At 55.1% G+C, this 17,495-nt stretch carries 22 protein-coding genes; 5 read left to right on the top strand and 17 right to left on the bottom strand.

Annotation, left to right across the window (positions count from 1 at the left end; genetic code table 11):
- Positions 1-100: 100 nt before the first annotated feature.
- The 7 genes from IC803_RS08025 to IC803_RS07995 form a co-directional block, all read right to left on the bottom strand.
- A complete protein-coding gene (locus IC803_RS08025; protein ID WP_081207348.1) occupies positions 101-610 on the bottom strand; it encodes a dihydrofolate reductase in 510 nt (169 codons plus the stop codon).
- Between the two features lie 13 nt (positions 611-623).
- The gene (thyA, locus tag IC803_RS08020) at positions 624-1,418 is read right to left on the bottom strand and encodes a thymidylate synthase (RefSeq protein ID WP_081207347.1); all 795 of its coding nucleotides are present in this window, start codon (positions 1,416-1,418) and stop codon (positions 624-626) included.
- Positions 1,419-1,483: 65 nt separating this feature from the next.
- Complete coding sequence (locus IC803_RS08015; protein ID WP_081207346.1) at positions 1,484-2,188, bottom strand: anthrax toxin lethal factor-related metalloendopeptidase; 705 nt, start codon at positions 2,186-2,188, stop codon at positions 1,484-1,486.
- A gap of 98 nt (positions 2,189-2,286) precedes the next feature.
- Positions 2,287-2,865: a YpjP family protein gene (locus IC803_RS08010; RefSeq protein ID WP_369826926.1), complete on the bottom strand. Its 579-nt coding sequence runs from the start codon at positions 2,863-2,865 to the stop codon at positions 2,287-2,289.
- Between the two features lie 21 nt (positions 2,866-2,886).
- Positions 2,887-4,071, bottom strand: coding sequence for an LL-diaminopimelate aminotransferase (locus IC803_RS08005; protein WP_081207344.1), 1,185 nt, complete (start codon positions 4,069-4,071; stop codon positions 2,887-2,889).
- Between the two features lie 247 nt (positions 4,072-4,318).
- A complete protein-coding gene (locus tag IC803_RS08000; RefSeq protein WP_081207586.1) occupies positions 4,319-4,450 on the bottom strand; it encodes a YuzL family protein in 132 nt (43 codons plus the stop codon).
- A 156-nt stretch (positions 4,451-4,606) separates the two neighbouring features.
- Positions 4,607-5,044 (bottom strand): BrxA/BrxB family bacilliredoxin, encoded by a 438-nt coding sequence (locus IC803_RS07995; RefSeq protein ID WP_081207585.1) that lies wholly within the window; start codon positions 5,042-5,044, stop codon positions 4,607-4,609.
- Between the two features lie 374 nt (positions 5,045-5,418).
- Here IC803_RS07995 and IC803_RS07990 point away from each other — a divergent pair, with 374 nt between their 5' ends.
- Positions 5,419-5,865 (top strand): NUDIX hydrolase, encoded by a 447-nt coding sequence (locus IC803_RS07990; RefSeq protein ID WP_081207343.1) that lies wholly within the window; start codon positions 5,419-5,421, stop codon positions 5,863-5,865.
- A 75-nt stretch (positions 5,866-5,940) separates the two neighbouring features.
- Here IC803_RS07990 and IC803_RS07985 read toward each other — a convergent pair whose 3' ends face one another.
- A complete protein-coding gene (locus IC803_RS07985; RefSeq protein ID WP_081207342.1) occupies positions 5,941-6,324 on the bottom strand; it encodes a DUF4183 domain-containing protein in 384 nt (127 codons plus the stop codon).
- Positions 6,325-6,758: 434 nt separating this feature from the next.
- Between IC803_RS07985 and IC803_RS07980 the strand changes: the two genes are divergently transcribed.
- On the top strand, positions 6,759-7,142 hold the full coding sequence (locus IC803_RS07980) for a DUF4183 domain-containing protein (protein ID WP_081207341.1): 384 nt from the start codon (positions 6,759-6,761) through the stop codon (positions 7,140-7,142).
- Positions 7,143-7,197: 55 nt separating this feature from the next.
- On the opposite strand, the gene IC803_RS07975 is transcribed toward IC803_RS07980, so the two are convergent.
- Genes IC803_RS07975 through IC803_RS07965 form a run of 3 tightly spaced genes read right to left on the bottom strand, consistent with a single transcriptional unit; the run spans position 7,198 to position 9,427 of the window.
- Positions 7,198-8,343 (bottom strand): conserved virulence factor C family protein, encoded by a 1,146-nt coding sequence (locus tag IC803_RS07975; protein ID WP_081207340.1) that lies wholly within the window; start codon positions 8,341-8,343, stop codon positions 7,198-7,200.
- Between the two features lie 32 nt (positions 8,344-8,375).
- Positions 8,376-8,852, bottom strand: a complete 477-nt coding sequence (locus tag IC803_RS07970) for a glutathione peroxidase (protein WP_081207339.1) — start codon at positions 8,850-8,852, stop codon at positions 8,376-8,378.
- Between the two features lie 59 nt (positions 8,853-8,911).
- Positions 8,912-9,427, bottom strand: coding sequence for a hypothetical protein (locus IC803_RS07965; protein WP_081207584.1), 516 nt, complete (start codon positions 9,425-9,427; stop codon positions 8,912-8,914).
- Between the two features lie 127 nt (positions 9,428-9,554).
- On the opposite strand from IC803_RS07965, the gene metA reads away from it, so the two are divergent.
- The 3 genes from metA to IC803_RS07950 all read left to right on the top strand — a co-directional run bounded on the left by metA (position 9,555) and on the right by IC803_RS07950 (position 11,011).
- Positions 9,555-10,463 carry a homoserine O-acetyltransferase MetA gene (metA, locus tag IC803_RS07960; RefSeq protein WP_081207338.1) on the top strand — a complete coding sequence of 303 codons (909 nt, stop codon included), beginning with the start codon at positions 9,555-9,557 and terminating at the stop codon, positions 10,461-10,463.
- Positions 10,464-10,605: 142 nt separating this feature from the next.
- Positions 10,606-10,692, top strand: coding sequence for a YjcZ family sporulation protein (locus IC803_RS07955; RefSeq protein ID WP_081207337.1), 87 nt, complete (start codon positions 10,606-10,608; stop codon positions 10,690-10,692).
- A gap of 169 nt (positions 10,693-10,861) precedes the next feature.
- Positions 10,862-11,011, top strand: a complete 150-nt coding sequence (locus IC803_RS07950) for a hypothetical protein (RefSeq protein WP_168368558.1) — start codon at positions 10,862-10,864, stop codon at positions 11,009-11,011.
- 157 nt (positions 11,012-11,168) lie between these two features.
- On the opposite strand, the gene cobO is transcribed toward IC803_RS07950, so the two are convergent.
- Genes cobO through IC803_RS07920 form a run of 6 tightly spaced genes read right to left on the bottom strand, consistent with a single transcriptional unit; the run spans position 11,169 to position 17,494 of the window.
- Positions 11,169-11,708, bottom strand: a complete 540-nt coding sequence (cobO, locus tag IC803_RS07945) for a cob(I)yrinic acid a,c-diamide adenosyltransferase (RefSeq protein WP_223812069.1) — start codon at positions 11,706-11,708, stop codon at positions 11,169-11,171.
- Positions 11,695-12,465 (bottom strand): uroporphyrinogen-III C-methyltransferase, encoded by a 771-nt coding sequence (gene cobA, locus IC803_RS07940; RefSeq protein WP_081207336.1) that lies wholly within the window; start codon positions 12,463-12,465, stop codon positions 11,695-11,697. The genes cobO and cobA overlap by 14 nt, the downstream gene beginning before the upstream one ends.
- Positions 12,462-13,517, bottom strand: coding sequence for a nicotinate-nucleotide--dimethylbenzimidazole phosphoribosyltransferase (gene cobT, locus IC803_RS07935; RefSeq protein ID WP_081207335.1), 1,056 nt, complete (start codon positions 13,515-13,517; stop codon positions 12,462-12,464). The genes cobA and cobT overlap by 4 nt, the downstream gene beginning before the upstream one ends.
- Complete coding sequence (locus IC803_RS07930; protein WP_081207334.1) at positions 13,517-15,028, bottom strand: cobyric acid synthase; 1,512 nt, start codon at positions 15,026-15,028, stop codon at positions 13,517-13,519. Before IC803_RS07930 ends, cobT begins: the two co-directional genes overlap by 1 nt.
- Positions 15,021-16,385, bottom strand: coding sequence for a cobyrinic acid a,c-diamide synthase CobB (locus IC803_RS07925; RefSeq protein ID WP_081207333.1), 1,365 nt, complete (start codon positions 16,383-16,385; stop codon positions 15,021-15,023). Before IC803_RS07925 ends, IC803_RS07930 begins: the two co-directional genes overlap by 8 nt.
- Complete coding sequence (locus IC803_RS07920; RefSeq protein ID WP_081207332.1) at positions 16,319-17,494, bottom strand: cobalt-precorrin 5A hydrolase; 1,176 nt, start codon at positions 17,492-17,494, stop codon at positions 16,319-16,321. The genes IC803_RS07925 and IC803_RS07920 overlap by 67 nt, the downstream gene beginning before the upstream one ends.
- Between the last annotated feature and the right edge of the window lies 1 nt (position 17,495).

Genomic DNA, 17,495 nt, shown 5'->3' with positions numbered 1-17,495 from the left:
TTTCCAACATTGTTGTACATGGTTATCGTTCCTTTTTCGCCCCGCTTCTATGCAAAAAGGCGCGCCTTGCCGCTTGGCAACACGCGCCCTGTTTTCCCTCCTACCGGCCATCGGGCTCATTCTGCTTTTTCCGCTCATAAATAAGAAAGGCGTGCTCATACGGATTTTGTTCGTCTTTGATTCCCGGCGTATAGGAGGCGATTTTCCACTCTTTTTCGGAAATAGGGGGGTAAAACGTATCGCCGGGGAACGAGGCAAAAATGTTTGTCACATACAGCCGATCGGCGATCGGCATCGTCGCTTCAAACAACTCGGCTCCGCCGATGACAAACACTTCATCACCGCGCGCCGCAATCCATTGCTTGACTTCCTCAAGCGAATGGAGCACGAGGCAGCCTTCCGGGCGAAACTGATGGTTGCGCGTTACGACGACGTTTTCCCGGCCGGGAAGCGGCCGGCCGATCGCTTCAAACGTTTTGCGCCCCATCACGATGGCATGCCCCATCGTTACCCGTTTGAAATACGCTAAATCGGCCGGCAAATGCCACGGCAGCCGGTTGTCTTTGCCGATCACCCGATTTTCGTCCATCGCCACAATGTGCGAAATCATCGCTTTCGCTCCTTTACACCGCCACCGGCGCTTTAATCGCCGGATGAGGATCATAGCCGACGATGTCAAAATCGTCGTATTCATAGTCAAAAATGGACGGCGGTTTCCGTTTAATAACGAGCTTCGGCAGCGGGCGCGGCTCGCGCGTCAGCTGCAGTTTGGCCTGCTCAACATGGTTTTTATACAAGTGGACATCCCCGCCGGTGAAAATGAGCTCGCCGACATCAAGCCCGCACTGCTCGGCGATCATATGCGTCAACAGCGCGTAGCTGGCGATGTTAAACGGCAGCCCTAAAAACGTATCGACGGAGCGCTGCTGCCACATGCACGACAACCGGCCGCCCGCCACATAAAACTGAAACGCATAATGGCACGGCGGCAGCTTCATCTCGTCTAACTCCGCCACATTCCAGGCACTCACAAGCAGCCGGCGCGAGTTCGGATTTCTCTTGATCTCCTCGACGACCCAGGCGATTTGGTCGACCGTTTTCCCATCCGCCCCTTTCCATGACCGCCATTGCGCCCCGTACACAGGCCCAAGATCACCGTTTTCGTCGGCCCACTCATCCCAAATCGTCACGCCGTTTTCCTGCAAATAGCGGACATTGGTGTCTCCTTTTAAAAACCAAAGCAGTTCATAAATGATCGAGCGGATATGTAACTTTTTCGTCGTCACGAGCGGGAATCCGTCCTGTAAATTAAACCGCAGCTGACGGCCGAACACCGACAGCGTGCCGACACCTGTCCGGTCCTCCTTTTCGACGCCGTTTTCCAAAATATCCTCCAATAGCTGCAAATATTGCCGCAATGTCCTCACCTCACGCTTTATCATATCATAAAGCGCCGCTCTCATCACGAAAAAAAAGAGCCTTCTTATGAGGCTCGCTCCGCCAGCTGGCGGATGAAGGTGTATGTGTTCGGCGCCGCCGTCCGCAGCGTTTCCCGCGTCTCGTCGCTTGCATAATAATAGGCGAACGATTCAGCAAAATACTCTTCCGGATACGTTAAAAAATAAGATTCGCCAGGAAACAGCCGCGGCGCTTCTTCCCTCCAAATCGCTTGAAATTCGTCCGTTTCGTGAATGCGCTCAAAGACGATGTAATCTAACGAATGGGCAAATTCATGCAGCTCTAAGTTGACCGAGCCGTGCCCTTTTCCTTTTTCGCTATGGCCGAGGCGGACGAGCACTAAATGCGACCCGCCAAGGCCCGGCACCTCATCCCACGTTTTTGACCCCGGCGCATAGCCGCGCGGCGTTTCCCCGCGCAAATGGCGGGCGGCCGGTTCATCGGTAATCGGGCCTGTCAACAATTGAATATAAATATGGTGGTTCGCCGCCCGCTCTAAAATGCGGCGGTCAATACGAGCAAGCGTCCGAATCATCTCATTGGCTTCATCAGGCGAAAAGTCCGCCTCCGGAACGATGACGATGCGGCCAAGCACATCATGCGATGGGACCGCCTGAACATCAAGGCCGCTTTCTTCAAGCAGCACGCCGTGCGCAGCCGGGTACGGCGAAAGCGACAGAAGCGGAACGGCGAACAGCGCCGCCAGCAAACTAATCAGTAACCGTTTCATCGTTGTCCCCCGCTTCTTTCAATCTCGTATTCTATTAAATGATAACATACGAAGAAGCGGGGGAAAAACGCGCAAAATAAGGAAAGAGCCGCGGCCTGCTACGTCCGCCAGTTCGGCGGCGTATTTTTTGACCAATAAATTTTTCCTAATTCATAATGGGCTTGAAATCCGTCATCGCGCGTATGGTAATGAAATTGGAACCAATACCCGTCTTGCGGCGGATGTTCACGGCGGACGTGGAAGCGAATGACATCTTCTCCCGTATCGGCGCGGTAAATATGGAAAATGCGTTCGCCTTGCCCGCCAGACGGATTTTCTGATACGGCTAAATAGCGGAGCTCTTCTTCCGGATAGCGCCCGGCGAGCTCGGCGATCACTTCCTCAATGCGCGGCAAAATGACGGCGCGAAACTCATCCTCAATCACGGGAGCGATTTTGCGGCCAAACTTTTCATGCGACCGAGCCATCGCTTTTTCCACCGTCTGCTCGACAAATTGGGCGCGGGTGAGCGAAGCCGCCTCCGCTGCCGAACTTGCGGCATTATGTTGCCAATCGGAAGATGGCGCATCGTCAGCTGGCGGCTCCTCGGCCGCAAGAAGCGACGCGGGCGGCGTCACAAGACCAAACGTACAGACGGTGATCGCGGCAACAAGCGTTTTCCGAAGCCATGTCGGCAGCTTCATCGCGTCCCACCTCCGTTATCGTCGGTCAGCGGCCAGCCGCTCGAACAAGCCGCTCGCCCGCAGTTTCTCGACGGCACGGCGCAATTTCTCTTCCGGCTCGACGAGGGCGATGCGCACGTAGCCTTCGCCGCTCGGCCCAAACGCGTGCCCGGGCGTCACGACAACCCCGGCACGGTCAATCAGCGCCTTCGTAAACGAGAGCGATGTCCAGCCGTCCGGGACTTTCGCCCAAACAAACATGCCAGCTTGCGGACGGTCCACTTCCCAGCCGATCTCCGCCAATCCGTTAATGAACGCATCGCGGCGCGCTTGATAGATGGCGCGGCTTTCCGCACAAAAATCAGCGCCATAACGAAGCGCTTCCGCAGCCGCCTTTTGAATCGGCCAAAAAATGCCGTAGTCCAAATTGGATTTAAACTCGGCAAACGCGCGAATCACGTCGGCATTGCCGCACAAATAGCCGATTCGGCAGCCGGCCATGTGATAGCTTTTGGACAGCGAGTTGATTTCCACCCCGACGTCTTTCGCCCCGGGGACGGAAAGAAAGCTCACTGGTTTGTTTCCGTCGTAATACAGCTCGCCATAAGCAAAATCAGAGACGACAAGCACGTCGTACCGCTTCGCAAACTCGACCACTTCGCGATAAAACGATTCGGTCGCAACGGCGGGCACCGGATTCCCTGGAAAGTTAAGAAACATGATCGCCGCCCGTTTGGCGATCTCCTCTGGAATGGCATGCAAATCAGGCAAAAAGCCGTTTTCTTCCTTCAATGGCATAAAGTACGGCGCCGCTTCGGCCATGGCCACACCGGCGGCGTACGCTGGATATCCGGGATCCGGCACCAAAATGACATCGCCTGGATCAGCAAACACCATCGGCAAATGGACAAGGCCGTCTTGCGACCCGATGACATACGTCACTTCCGTCTCTGGATTCAGCACGACGCCGTGCGCCGTCCGGTAGTAATCGGCGACCGCCTCGTGAAATTCGCGAATGCCTTTTAATGTATATCCGTAGGCGTTCGGCTCCTCGGCGTAGCGAGCGATCGCCCCGCGCACAAACGGCGCCGGCGGCAAATCCGGGCTGCCGACGCTTAAGTCGATCCATTCGTCATGAAGATGGCGCCGCTGTTGGCGGTACGCTGCCAGTTCGGCAAAAATGGACGCGGAGAACGCGTTCATTCGTTTCGCTTTTTTCATTGTTCTTCCTCTCCCTTGCCAAGGCAAAAACCGCTTTTCCTTTTTGCTTTTATTTGTATATACTATGGTTATATGAATAGTGTACCATATGTTCAAGGGGAAAATATAGACAGAAAGGCGGGAAAACGAACATGACGACCATCTTTTTTGCGGCCAGCCTCATTACGTTGCTTTATTTTATTTACAGCTGCATCGCCAACGCCTAGCGGCGATGAAGGAAAAGGAGCTCCGCACAAGGAGCTCCTTTTTAATCAATTTTCGTTTTTTTGCGGGCGGAGTCAAGCGCGAACGCACCGGTCTCCGTTTCCGTCGTCCCTTGCCCTCTCACATTCGGGGCGCTGACGCCCGTTTTCGAACGGTCTTTTTTCCGCTTCGGCACGCCGATCACCTCCGCCTTTATCGTTCCCGCCGGCGCGCTGTTGTATGCGAATCCATTCGGACGTCCCGACAAGGCAACCTCTTGCCCGCCCAAGCTGAAAAAGCAGCGGTGCCAAGCCGCCGGGCGGACAGCTCGCGATGACAGAGTGCGTATCAATCAGCCGCAATGTTTGTCAAATGCGGCTAAAACGTTTTCCATAACCTCTTCCATCGAATGAAACTCGATGTCTTCGCGCGGAATGAAATGAACGACTTCTTTTCCCTTTAAAAGCGCCATCGACGGCGAGGACGGCGGATAGCCGACAAAATACTCGCGCATTTTCGCTGTCGCCTCTTTATCTTGGCCGGCAAACACCGTGACGAAATGATCCGGTTTTTTCTCGCTCCGCAGCACCGCCTGCGTCGCCGCCGGGCGCGCCAGCCCAGCAGCGCAGCCGCACACCGAGTTGACAAAGACAAAGGTCGTTCCTTCCGCTTTCTCCATAAACTGTTCGACTTCCTCGCTCGTGCGCAGTTCACGGAAGCCAGCGCGGACGAGCTCATCGCGCATCGGCTGCACGAGCTGGCGCATGTATTCTTCGTACGCCATCGACATGGCCATCATCCCTCCATCTCATCATTGTTGTGCTATCAGCATACTATACTTCAAGCAGAAAAATCAACGAAGACGGCTGTCGGCGACAGCGAAAACTATGTTCTTCCTTTTTGGCGTCGGCAGCGAAACAAAGCTCTCGTCCGCCCGCTATCTAAACAGCGGCAATGCAGCGCCGATGCGGCGCAAAAAACGTCTTTCTCCAATGGAGAAACCCCGATTTGCCGAATTTCAAAAGCGACCGATGGAAAGGGGGGTTCTCCCCCTCTCTACATTCACGATTTCTTTCCACCCTCTAGCAGCCGCCGCGGCCGCCGGCCGCCGCCGAACATAGAATAAATAACCGAACGGAGAGGGAAACGAAAGGGGCGCAGCGGATGGGATACATTGAAGAACTGCGAAAAATGGTCGGAACCCGACCGGTCATTTTAGTCGGTGTCGGTGTCGCTGTCATCGATGATGGTGGACGGATTTTGCTGCAAAAGCGCCGCGACGGACGGTGGGGAGTCCCCGGCGGCTTGTTGGAGCTCGGCGAATCGACAGAGGAAGCAGGACGGCGGGAAGTGTTGGAAGAAACCGGCCTTGAAATCGGTGAACTTGAACTGATCGATGTGTTTTCTGGCAAAAAATATTTTGTTCAGCTGCCGAACGGCGACCAATATTATTCGGTGACCGTGGTGTACCGCACCCGCGATATCCGCGGCGGCGAGCTGAAAGAAGACGGAGAAGAATCGCTTGAGGTAAAATTTTTCCCTCTTCATGCATTGCCAAACGACCTCTCTCCGCTCTTTCAAGACCTTGTCGAGCATTATTTCGGCCGTTGACAAACAAAGCCTTGGAGAATCGACTCCAAGGCTTTGTTGCGTCAAGGGACAATTTGCTGCCGCAGCCTGGAACGATCAAACCCCCATTTTGATAGTGATAAATTGGAGAATGATCGGCACCCCTTTCGGCGGCGGATCCGTTGTTTTTAACGTCAATTTTCCTTTCTCAACGTCATACAGTTTTTCTGGCTGCAACACTCCGTTAATAAACAAGTTGACCCATGATACGTTTTTTGGGTCTAAAATGCCGCGGTCACCATACTCCTTCAATTCATCGTCATTCGTATAGACCATTTTGATCCCGTCCGATACCGCGTTGTACTGGTACGTTTCTGCCGACAAAACGCGTGGAGGAAAGTGGAGCACCATATGAAGAGGAACGGTCAGTACCGCATGGGTCCAATCGTATACTTTTGGAACGGCAATCACATGTTTTTCTGATGAAGAGGCTCGTTTCATTAGTTTGCTCACCCAAACGCCCAAGATTGTTTCGTGATCATCTAAATCAGCAAAGGATTCAGCATTATCATATTCACCCCTGTCTATAAAGTGAATGGCAAACAAGACAACAGAGCAACAGGAGATAGCCCGAAACACTATATTCCTTTCCATTCCAAGATTACAATAGATCACAAAACAAAATAGTCCGAACTACCTATTTCACATTCAAACTCATCGGTGAAGCAGACCGACATACATAGTATGAAACTATCATTTCCCCCTCATTACGACAATCGTCGGGTCGACCGTTCTAGCCAATCCATACAATACAAATGAACGTATGATACCGACCGATGACCAATGAGCCTCAGATATGAGAGAAACGAGAGATCATTCACTTGGCTTCGGGTTAGCGGTAACATGAAAAGTAAAATGAAGAAAGGGAGATTGTCATGGCTTTACAATTAATTAAGCTGTTTGTCGCCGCAACTACCACAACAGAAGCGGCACCAAGCACCACAAGATTTTTCTATATCACGACAGCTGAAACAGCAGAAGGGGCAACATTGACCATCGATGCGGCCAGCTTTTTGCAAGATGATGGCAGCCAAGCGACGGAATTGCCGGCACTAGCAACCAATAATAGCTACTTTAATGTGTATGTTAACGGCGTTTTGCAAATGGCGGATATTTCCGCATACACTCCCGGAGCGACCGGCGTTGGGTCGCTAGCCATTACCGTTCCGACCGGAAGTGGATCCATTCCAGCGAATACCCCTATTGTGCTCGAAATTGTCCAATTCGCCCCGACCTCCAGCACAACCGTGACGACCTAACAAGAAGCAACCTTTTTAACCAAAGAAACAGGCGCGCAGATTCGCGCGCCTGTTTCTATTCTTCCGGCTTCGTTTCTTTTTTCCGGCTTTCGGTCATTTGTTTCCAAACCGAGCCTTTCGCCTCTTCACCGCCTTCGATCCGCTCGATGGCCATTTTCACCTGCAAGCTGACCTCAAATTCCGGATCGTTTTCCGCCGCTTTTAACGCCGGGAGCGCCGATTCATCGCCGACTTCGTACAAAAACATAGCCGCGCGCCAGCGAACGAGCTTGCTTTCGTCCTTTAACGCTTCCATCATCGCCGGAATGGCTTCCGGGTCGCCGATGTCGGACAAACAGTCGCCGGCCGTGCGGCGGACCGCAACTGCCGGGTCTTTCAACGCCTCATACAAATACGGAAGCACCTGTTTGCCGCCAATCATGCCGAAATACGCAGTCGCTAGGCGGCGGATGGCCATTTTTTCATCTTTCAGCGCTTTGGCCAGCACCGGAATGTCATCTTCCGTCGGCTCCGCCATTTGCTCGAGCGCGGCGTACCGTTTGCGCCAGTCCGGATCATCGAGCATCTCGCTCGTCACTTTGATGTCTGGCCGCTTTTGCGCCGTTTTTTCCTGCTCGCCGCGGCGAAACATGTTGACGATCCGCTCGAGCCGCTCAGGCGGATAGGAAGCCGACAGTTCATCCACCACTTCGCGGCCAATTTCTTCAAATGTGCCGTAGCGCACTCCTTTTTCCACCCATTTGCGCTCAAGGACAATGTTGCCGGCGTACTTTTGCGCTTCGGTGACCGCGTCGATAAACGGCTGCGGCAGCCCGACGCGATGTTCGCGCTCCCCATCGATGAGCTTCACTTGCATCGGCAGGCCGTACAACATTTGCACGAACACTTTCACTTCGCCGAAATGTTCATTCACCTTCGGCTTTGCCTCGGCTCCGTCATCTGCTTCTTCACCGAACACTTCACGCACGTTCGCCAAAATGTCGCGCCAATCGTATTTCGGATGGCGCTCAATCGCCAAAAAGTCAGCGACATGGTAAATGCCTTTCACTCCATCAATGCGCATCAACGCTTGAATGAGCGGCGGCGCTTCCCCGATGTTGTCCGGTTTGTAGTTATGGCGCATGCCGGAAGGCAATTCTTCATCAAGCAAGATTTTCATCGTGTTCGGGCTTGGCGTCGGTTCAATCGCTTGAATGCGCAACCGTCATCCCCTCCTTTTTCTTTTCTATTGCCTCACAACAGTTTTTCAATTTCTTCCTTCAACTCGCTCGGCTTCGTTTGCGGGGCGAAGCGGGCGACGACTTGACCGTTGCGGTCGACGAGAAATTTCGTAAAATTCCATTTGATCGTCTTCGTGCCAAGCGCCCCTGGCGCTTGTTCTTTCAAATGTTGAAAGAGCGGATGAGCGCTGCCGCCATTGACATCCACTTTCGCAAACAGCGGAAACGTCACACCGTAATTCAACTGGCAAAACTGTTCGATTTCCTCTTCTGTTCCCGGCTCTTGGCCGCCGAATTGATTGCACGGAAAGCCAAGCACGACAAACCCGCGGTTTTGGTATTCGTCATACAGCTGCTGCAGTTCTTGGTACTGCGGAGTGAACCCGCAGCGGCTGGCCGTGTTCACAATGAGAAGCACATGGCCCCGATAGGCGGACAGCGGCTGCTCTTCCCCACGAATCGTCTTGGCGCTGAATTCGTATACGCTCATCGTTCTCACCTCATCCCCATCATAGCCGATTTCCCGCTCGGTTTCCACTTTTTACACTGTTATTGACTAGATAACGGCTGCAGCTGCTCGAGCGAAGAAATCATATATGGCACCATCTCCGGCAAGTCGGCAGCGTTTTCCTCGTAAATGAGGCGGGCAAATTCGACCACCGCTTCATTTTTGTATGGACCGCCTTCATGCGGAAACTGCCAGCTGAGCGTCTGTCGAATGATCCGTTCTTCCCCCCAAATCGTCCGCAGCGTTCCTTCAACGATGGCGCAAGCGGACGAGCGGCGGATCGGCATTGTGAACACGACAGCCAGACGGCACCCGGCCCGGTCATGATGGAGCCGTTCATTGATGAGCTCGGCAAAGTCGATCGAAAGCTGCGCCGTACAAGTAACTGGCGGATCAGGTGCATCATTCATCCGGAACGAAATGGCGTACTCCCGCGACAGGCGGGCCAAATCAGCGAGATCGCGGCGGTCAACGACAACAAGGCGCCCTTGCAAGTCGGCGTCATATACCGCTCCTTCCAACACGGTTTTCAAATTGTCAAATGCCGTCGGATCCATGCGTTTTCCTCCTTTTTTCACTTCAAACACTGAACTTCCTTGCACGGAAAAAAATGAATTGAAGAAAGTCAATAAAGTTTTTATAATGTAATTATTTAAAAAATAGAACGAAACGGAGGGGACATCGTTGCCAATCAACATTCCAAAAGACTTGCCCGCGAAAGAAATACTCGAACAAGAAAACATTTTCGTCATGGACGAAGAACGAGCGTATTCACAAGACATTCGTCCGCTCAATATCGTCATTTTAAACTTAATGCCGGAAAAAGAAAAAGCGGAGACGCAGCTATTGCGCCTGCTCGGCAACTCGCCGCTGCAAGTGAACGTCACCTTTTTGCGCCCGGCGACCCATGAGCCGAAAACGACGAGCAAACATCATTTGGATCAATTTTACACGATTTTCCCGCACATCCGCCATCGGAAATTTGACGGGATGATCATCACCGGAGCGCCGGTCGAGCAAATGCCGTTTGAGGAGGTGACGTACTGGGACGAGTTGACCGACATTATGGAATGGACGAAAGCAAACGTCACATCGACGCTCCATATTTGCTGGGGAGCGCAAGCCGGCTTGTATTACCATTACGGCATTCCGAAATACCCGCTGCCGGAAAAATGTTTCGGCGTGTTCAACCATACGCTGGAAGTCAAAAATGTGAAGCTTTTGCGCGGCTTTGACGATGTGTTCCGCATGCCGCACTCCCGCCATACAGACGTCAAGCGGGAAGACATTGAAAAAGTGCCGGAGCTCATGATTTTATCGGTCGCCGACAAAGCCGGCGTTTGCCTCGTCGCCTCGAACGACGGCCGCCGCATTTTCTTGACCGGCCATCCGGAGTATGATGCCACCACGTTAAAAGATGAATATGAGCGCGACTTGGCCAAAGGATTGCCGATCCAGCCTCCGGAGTCGTACTTTCCGAATGACGACCCGAGCCAGCCGCCGCTCAACACGTGGCGCTCGCACGCCAATTTGCTGTTTGTCAATTGGCTCAACTATTACGTCTATCAAGAGACGCCTTATATTTGGGAATAAAGGGGAATTATCACACAGCAAAAACGCCTTTGCTTTTCCTAGCAAGGCGTTTTTCTTATTTTGTCATTTTCCGACAATTGTCCCGTTCCTTCGCGCAACGAATGGCATATCATATAGTAGATTTTGCAGGGAGGTGAACGGGATGGGCGCTTGGCATGGCAATGGCTTTGCCTTAATTGTCGTCTTGTTTATTTTGTTGATTATTGTGGGAACGGCGTTCGTTTATTAATCGCTGACTCCCGCCGTCCTCCGGCCGCCATGTTTGCCAGCATCCGGCCGTATTGCCTACGGGAAGCGCCGCAAACGCGCTTCCCGTTTTTTTGGTTTGCCGCCGAATAAAAACGGTTCGGCAGCCTATGCTAATGATATGGTCATAGCGCCTAAAGGAGGTGTGGTCTGTGACGAAACGACCGAACAACGGAAGCCGAAATCAAAATGCGCCGACGCAAGACCCGATGGCCTTGCTTCACGGTCCGGCATCCGGCGACAACAGCAAAGGACGGCGGCAACATAAGGAACAAAACGACAAAACGGACACCGATGCATAAGGAAAACCGCCATGAGCAGTCCCTCCGCCTAAAGGAAACGGCGCCGCTCATAGCGGAAGAGTTCGATGCAAAAAAAGCGGCCAAATTCGGCCGCTTTTCATCATGGGCTACACCCTGGCAGACTAGCAGGAAAGACTTCTCCGTCAACCGTTTCCGCTCAACATTCAATGCCTTTCGCAGCCGCCGTCCCTTGTTCATAGTCGTGCTTGACGAGCGCCATCTCAGTGGCAATATCGGCGGCGGCAATCAGCTCCGGACGGGCAGAGCGCCCGGTGATGACAAGGTGGAGTGACGGCGGGCGCGTGCGAATCAGTTCGAGCACATCTTCGATCGATAAGATGTCATCGACCGGGAATCGATCGATGGCTAAAGCGTTGTTCAATTCATCTAGCACGATCATATCATACTGCCCGGAATGAACATACTGTTTCACTAACGTCCATGCTCGTTGTAACGCTTGGCGATGAACATCGGGCGTTTTCGTCCATGTAAAGCCGGCGCCAAGCTGATGCACCTCGATGCCGAGGCGGCGAAGGGCCAGCTGCTCGCCATACGTGCGCTCTGGCGATTTAATAAACTGCAAAACAGCGACCTTCATGCCGCGTCCGACAGCGCGCAGCACAAGTCCAAAGGCAGCTGTCGTTTTCCCTTTGCCATCGCCAGTGTAAACGATCACCCGTCCGTTACGATTCTGTATAGACAACCGCCTCGCCTCCTCGATGTTCCGAAAACCATTGCAACGTCTCGCGCAGGCGGACAACATTGCCAATCACAATAATGGACGGATGAGAGATGCCGGCCTTTTCCGCTTCTGCCGGCAATGCGGCAAGCGGCGCCGCCACGGTGCGCTGCCGTTCCGTCGTTCCCCGCTCAATGATGGCAGCTGGTGTATCGTATGGCTTCCCAGCGGCAACTAGCCGGCGGCAAATGTCCGGCAAATTGGCTGCTCCCATGTACACGATGATTGTGTCGCATCCTTCGGCTAACGCCTTCCAGTCAATCCGCTCGCTCCGATGCCCGGTGACGATCGCCAACGATGCGGCATAATCGCGGTGGGTGACCGGAATGCCGGCATACGCCGGCACCGCGATGCCGGCGGTGACCCCGGGAACGATTTCAAACGGGATGCCGGCGCGGGCGAGCGTTTCCGCTTCCTCGCCGGCGCGGCCAAAGACACACGGATCGCCGCCTTTTAAACGGACGACCGTTTTGCCTCGACGCGCATGTTCGACCAACCATTCGTGGATTTGTTGTTGAACGGTGTCATGCCTTCCCGGCTCTTTGCCGCAATAAAGAAGCTCGGCGTCCGGCTTCGCATACCGGAGCAGCTTCCGATTGACGAGCCGGTCGTAAATGACGACATCAGCGCGTTCGAGACATTCCCGGCCGTAAACGGTGATCAGTTTTTCATCACCCGGCCCGGCGCCCACTAAATACACTTTGCCGACCGTCATCGTTCCTTCTCCCCTTTCGCTTCTGCGGTGGAAACGCCCGCTGAAGAAAATGTCGCCATTTCGCTCACCATCGCCGCCGCCGCTGCCAAAAGCGGGAACGCCACCGCGGCTCCGCTTCCTTCACCAAGGCGCATGCGCAAATCGATCAGTGGTTCTTTCCCTAACAAGCCAAGGGCAATGCCGTGCCCCGGCTCTTCGGAACGATGACCGGCGATCATATAGTCAGCAACGTTCGGGGCAAACTGGCGGGCGACAAGGGCGGCAACGGTGCAAATAAAGCCGTCGAGCAAAATTGGGATGCGCCGCTCGGCAGCCGCAAGCATGGCACCGGCCATCGCAGCGATCTCGAGTCCACCGATTTTCGCCAGCCACTCAAGCGGCCTTGCCGGATCGGGCCGGTGAAGCGCCAGCGCTTGGCGGATGACTTCCCGTTTATGGACGAGCCTTTCGGCGGCGATGCCGGTTCCTTTGCCGACGATGCGTTCGAGCGGTTCATCGGTCAAGGTGGCCAATAAGGCGCTGGCCGCCGTCGTATTGCCGATTCCCATCTCACCGGCAATCAACGTGCGAGCGCCCTGCCCAATGACCGATACCGCCTGCTCATAGCCAACGTGAAGCGCCTGTTCGGCTTCAGCCGGCGTCATCGCTTCCATTTTGGCAAAATTGTCCGTTCCGTGACGCACCTTTTTCACAATAACCCGCTCGTCATCAATCGGAACGGCTACACCGACGTCGACGATCTCGAGCAGCGCGCCGATCCGACGGCTGAAAACGTTGATCGCCGCCCCGCCGCGGGCAAAGTTATACACCATTTGCGCCGTCACTTCCGCCGGATAGGCGGATACGCCTTCAGCGGCGACGCCATGGTCGGCGGCGAAAACAAGCACCCCTGGGGGCGTCACTTCCGGGAACAAGTTCCCGGTCATCCCGGCGAGTTCAGCCGCAAGCTGTTCGAGGCGGCCAAGGCTGCCGGGGGGTTTGGTTAACTGGTCAATATAAGCGCATGCGGCTTCCATTGTCTGGCGGTTTGCCGCCGGAACGAAAATCTTCATCATCCCACCGTCCTTTGCTGGAATTGACGTATGATCTGCTCGATGCGTTCGATCGCGACGTGCTGCCGGATGTGGGCGGCAAGCCGGTCAAACGCTCTCTCTTTGAGTGAATGAAACAGCCTGACGCCGGAAACGGCAAGCCCTTTTTCACGGCGAATGGCGTTGAAAAAGGCGGTGCGGAACGCATCGTTATGAAACAAATCGTGCACGTACGTGCCCAACACCCGCTCATCGCCGCGCTTCGCCCCTTCGCCGCGGCCGCCGATCTCAATGAGCGGCGCATAGCCGGGAAGCGGCGTCGAGCGGCCCATATGAATTTCGTACCCTCGCACGGCAAACCGCTCCCCGGCCCATGTGAGCACGCCTTCAGAGCGGACCGTTGTTTTCGTCTGCTCGAGCGTCGTCTCAATCGGCAACAGCCCGAGCCCCTTCATTTCCGGAAACGGCGTTTCAACCCCATGTGGATCACAGATGACAGCGCCAAGCATTTGGTAGCCGCCGCACAAACCGACAACCGTCGTTTTTCCATCGTTGACAAGTGACACAATGCCGGAGGCGAGCCCCCGTTGTTTCATATACATTAAATCTTCGATCGTATTTTTACTTCCCGGCAGCACGACCACATCCGGTTCGCCGAGTTCACCCGCGTGCGTCACTAAGCGGACGCGGCAGTCCGGTTCGGCCAACAGCGGATCGATATCGGTAAAATTGGCGATTTTCGGGCAGCGGATGACGGCAATGTCAATCGCCCGCTCGTCATCGGACGACGCGGCAAAGCGTTCAAGCGCCAGCGAATCTTCGGCATCGATCGCCAAATCGGGCAAATACGGGACAACGCCGAGCACCGGCACGCCCGTATATTGTTCAAACCAGTCAAGACCCGGCTTAAGCAACGCCGCATCACCGCGAAACTTGTTAATGATGACGCCGACGACCCGCTTTCGGTCCGCAGGTTCCAAAAGCGCCAGCGTCCCGACGAGGCTCGCGAACACTCCGCCCCGCTCAATATCGCCGATTAAAACAACAGGGGCGTTGGCGAGGCGGGCGATGCGCATATTGACGAGCTCGCGGTCGTTTAAGTTCACTTCGGCCGGACTTCCCGCCCCTTCGATGACGAGCCGATCGTATTCGTTCATCAACGTTTCGAGCGACTGTCGAATGACAGCCAGCCCTTGATGAAAAAACTCATTCCGGTAGGCGAACGCCTGCATAGTGGCATACGGTTTGCCTAACACGACAATTTGCGACTCATGCTCGCGGCTTGGCTTAATTAAAATCGGGTTCATCTCAGCGCGAGCCGCCACCCCGGCCGCTTCGGCCTGAATGCCTTGCGCCCGCCCGATCTCTCTTCCGTCCGGTGTCACATACGAGTTTAACGACATGTTTTGTGACTTAAACGGCGCCGTCTTCCAGCCATCTTGGGCAAAAATGCGGCAAAACGCTGTGGCGATGACGCTTTTTCCAGCGTCGGAATGAGTGCCTTGAAACATGATTGGCAGCGCGTCAGCCATCGTGTTTCACCTTCTCGCATTCTGAAAGCCACCGTTCGACCATCGCCGGGGCGGACGCAAAATGGAAATGGACGTAGCCGGCGACAAGCCGATGCGCTAGGTAGCCGTCCGGCTTCGCTCCGAGCCGCCCGCTCGTTTCATAGGCAAACGGCACGTCACCGCACGGTTCGTACGTCGAGTAGTGAAACTCATGCCCGCGCGCCCGCTCCCCTTCCGGCAATAGAAAGTTCCCTTTCCTTCCGTGCACTTCGCGGTACCCAAGTGCGGCTAGCTTCCGCTGCATAACAACCCGCCCCGGGATGACGCCCGCCATTTCGTATTCCGCGCCGTCGGCCGTCATCAGCCGCTCGGTCAAAAACATAAACCCGCCGCACTCCGCCAATGTCGGCAACCCGCGTTCAATGGCGGCGCGAATCGACTGCTTGGCCGCGATCTGGCGCGCCAATTCAGCGGCAAATTCTTCCGGAAAGCCGCCGCCGATATACAAGCCGTCCACCCCGTCGGGAAGCGGTTCACCGGCGAGCGGGGAAAAATAAACAAGCTCGGCGCCGCAAGCAGAAAGCATCTCGAGGTTTTCTGGATAGTAAAAGTGAAAAGCGGCATCCTTGGCCACCGCCACGCGCGCGCGATACAGCCGCGAAGGGCGAATGAGCGGGGCGGACGGCGCCAGGGCAGGCGCCTCAGCGATCGAAAATAGCGTCTTCCAATCGATCGCGGCCGCGATTTTTCGCCCCAATTCAGCAAAAAACGAATCCAGCTCTCCGCGCTCCACGGACGGCACCAACCCTAAATGGCGCTCCGGCAACGACAGCGCATCGTCTTTCGACAAAAACCCGATGACCGGCAGTCCGCACATTTGCTCGACCGCCGCTTTGATGAGCCGGAAATGCCCCTCGCCGCCTACGCGGTTGGCAAATACGCCGGCGATGTGCACATCGGGGTGAAACGTCTGAAATCCGCGGACGATGGCAGCGGCGCTGCGGGCCATGCCGGAACAATCGACGACAAGGAGAACCGGACTTTTCGTACTGGCGGCGATATCCGCCGTCGACCCTTCGTCGGACAGCGGCTGTTTCCCGTCAAACAGCCCCATCACCCCTTCGATGATGGCAATATCCGCCCCCTTGCAACCGTTCGCCAACACCGTCCGGACCGTTTCCGTTCCGGTCATCCAGCTGTCCAAATTGCGTGACGGCCGGCCGGTGACCGCCGTATGGTACGTCGGGTCAATGTAATCCGGTCCGCATTTAAACCCTTGCACCGTATAGCCTTTTTGCTTGAGCGCCGCCATCAACCCGAGCGCCACCGTTGTTTTGCCGGCTCCGCTTCCGGTTGCAGCGATGACCAATCGCCGCATGCCTCTTCCTCCTTTCTTCGCATCCTTGCTTTTGCTTGATGATCGATGAGCGCGACGGAAATCGTCACATTGCCGGACTTCTTTTTGACGAGCGCCATCGTCTCAGCGCCGCTGTACAATTTCGCCGCCGGCTCGCTCACCCCGTAGGCGCCGGTGTAGCGGTATACCGTTTCCGACGGCGCTTCGATCGGCACTTCGTTTAACTGTTCCGGCGTGTACGTCACAAATTCCCAGCCGTATTTGCCGACAACTTCCCGAAGTCCGGGCTCATCTTTTTTTAGATCGATCGTGCATACCGCCTTAACGCTTTTGATCGAAAAACAGAGCTCAGCCAGCGTCTCGCGGATGACCGTTTCAATTTCCTCAGCCGGTGTCCCCCGGTTGCAGCCGATGCCAAGCACAATCACTTTTGGGCGATACAGCACACCGTTTTGCAAAATCGCCTCTTCTTCCGGTTCGAGCAGCCGGTGGGTGACTACAAGCGCCGCTGCCGGGCGAGCGGCCATCGCCGAAGCGATAGAGTCATATACTGTAATGTTTTTCGGCAACGGACGCCCTTCCGGCCACCAGCCGGTTTCGCCCGATTCTTGCACGACGGCGACCGGCTCTTCGTTGACGACCGCCGCACTGACCGGCGTCAACTTGTCCGCCGATTCCCACTCCCAGCCGAACGCGCGGCCAAATAAATCAACGGCGATCGTTTGCTGCACATCCGAAGCAGTCGTAATGACCGGTCGGGCGTCAAGGATCGCAGCCACGCGCCGCGTCAATTCGTTCGCCCCTCCTAAATGGCCGGAAAGAACGCTGATCGCATGTTCCGCCTTATCATCGATGACGACGACCGCCGGATCGGTCTTTTTATCTTTTAATAATGGAGCAATCATGCGGACGACCGCGCCAAGTGAAATGATGCAAATGAGGCCGTCGTAACGGGCGAACAGTTCCGGCAACAGCGCCTTTACATTGCCGGAAAACAGGCGGATGCCGCATCGGTCTTCGTCTCCGCGGGCGAACTTCTCCGTATAATAGACGTCCGCCCCGTCCAACTCACGGCCGAGCCGGCGGGCAATTTCTACCCCGTGTTTCGTAATGGCGACAACGGCATACACG

It is taken from the genome of Geobacillus sp. 46C-IIa, assembly GCF_014679505.1.
GTDB lineage: Bacteria > Bacillota > Bacilli > Bacillales > Anoxybacillaceae > Geobacillus.
This window is presented reverse-complemented; position numbering and strand designations above follow the sequence as displayed.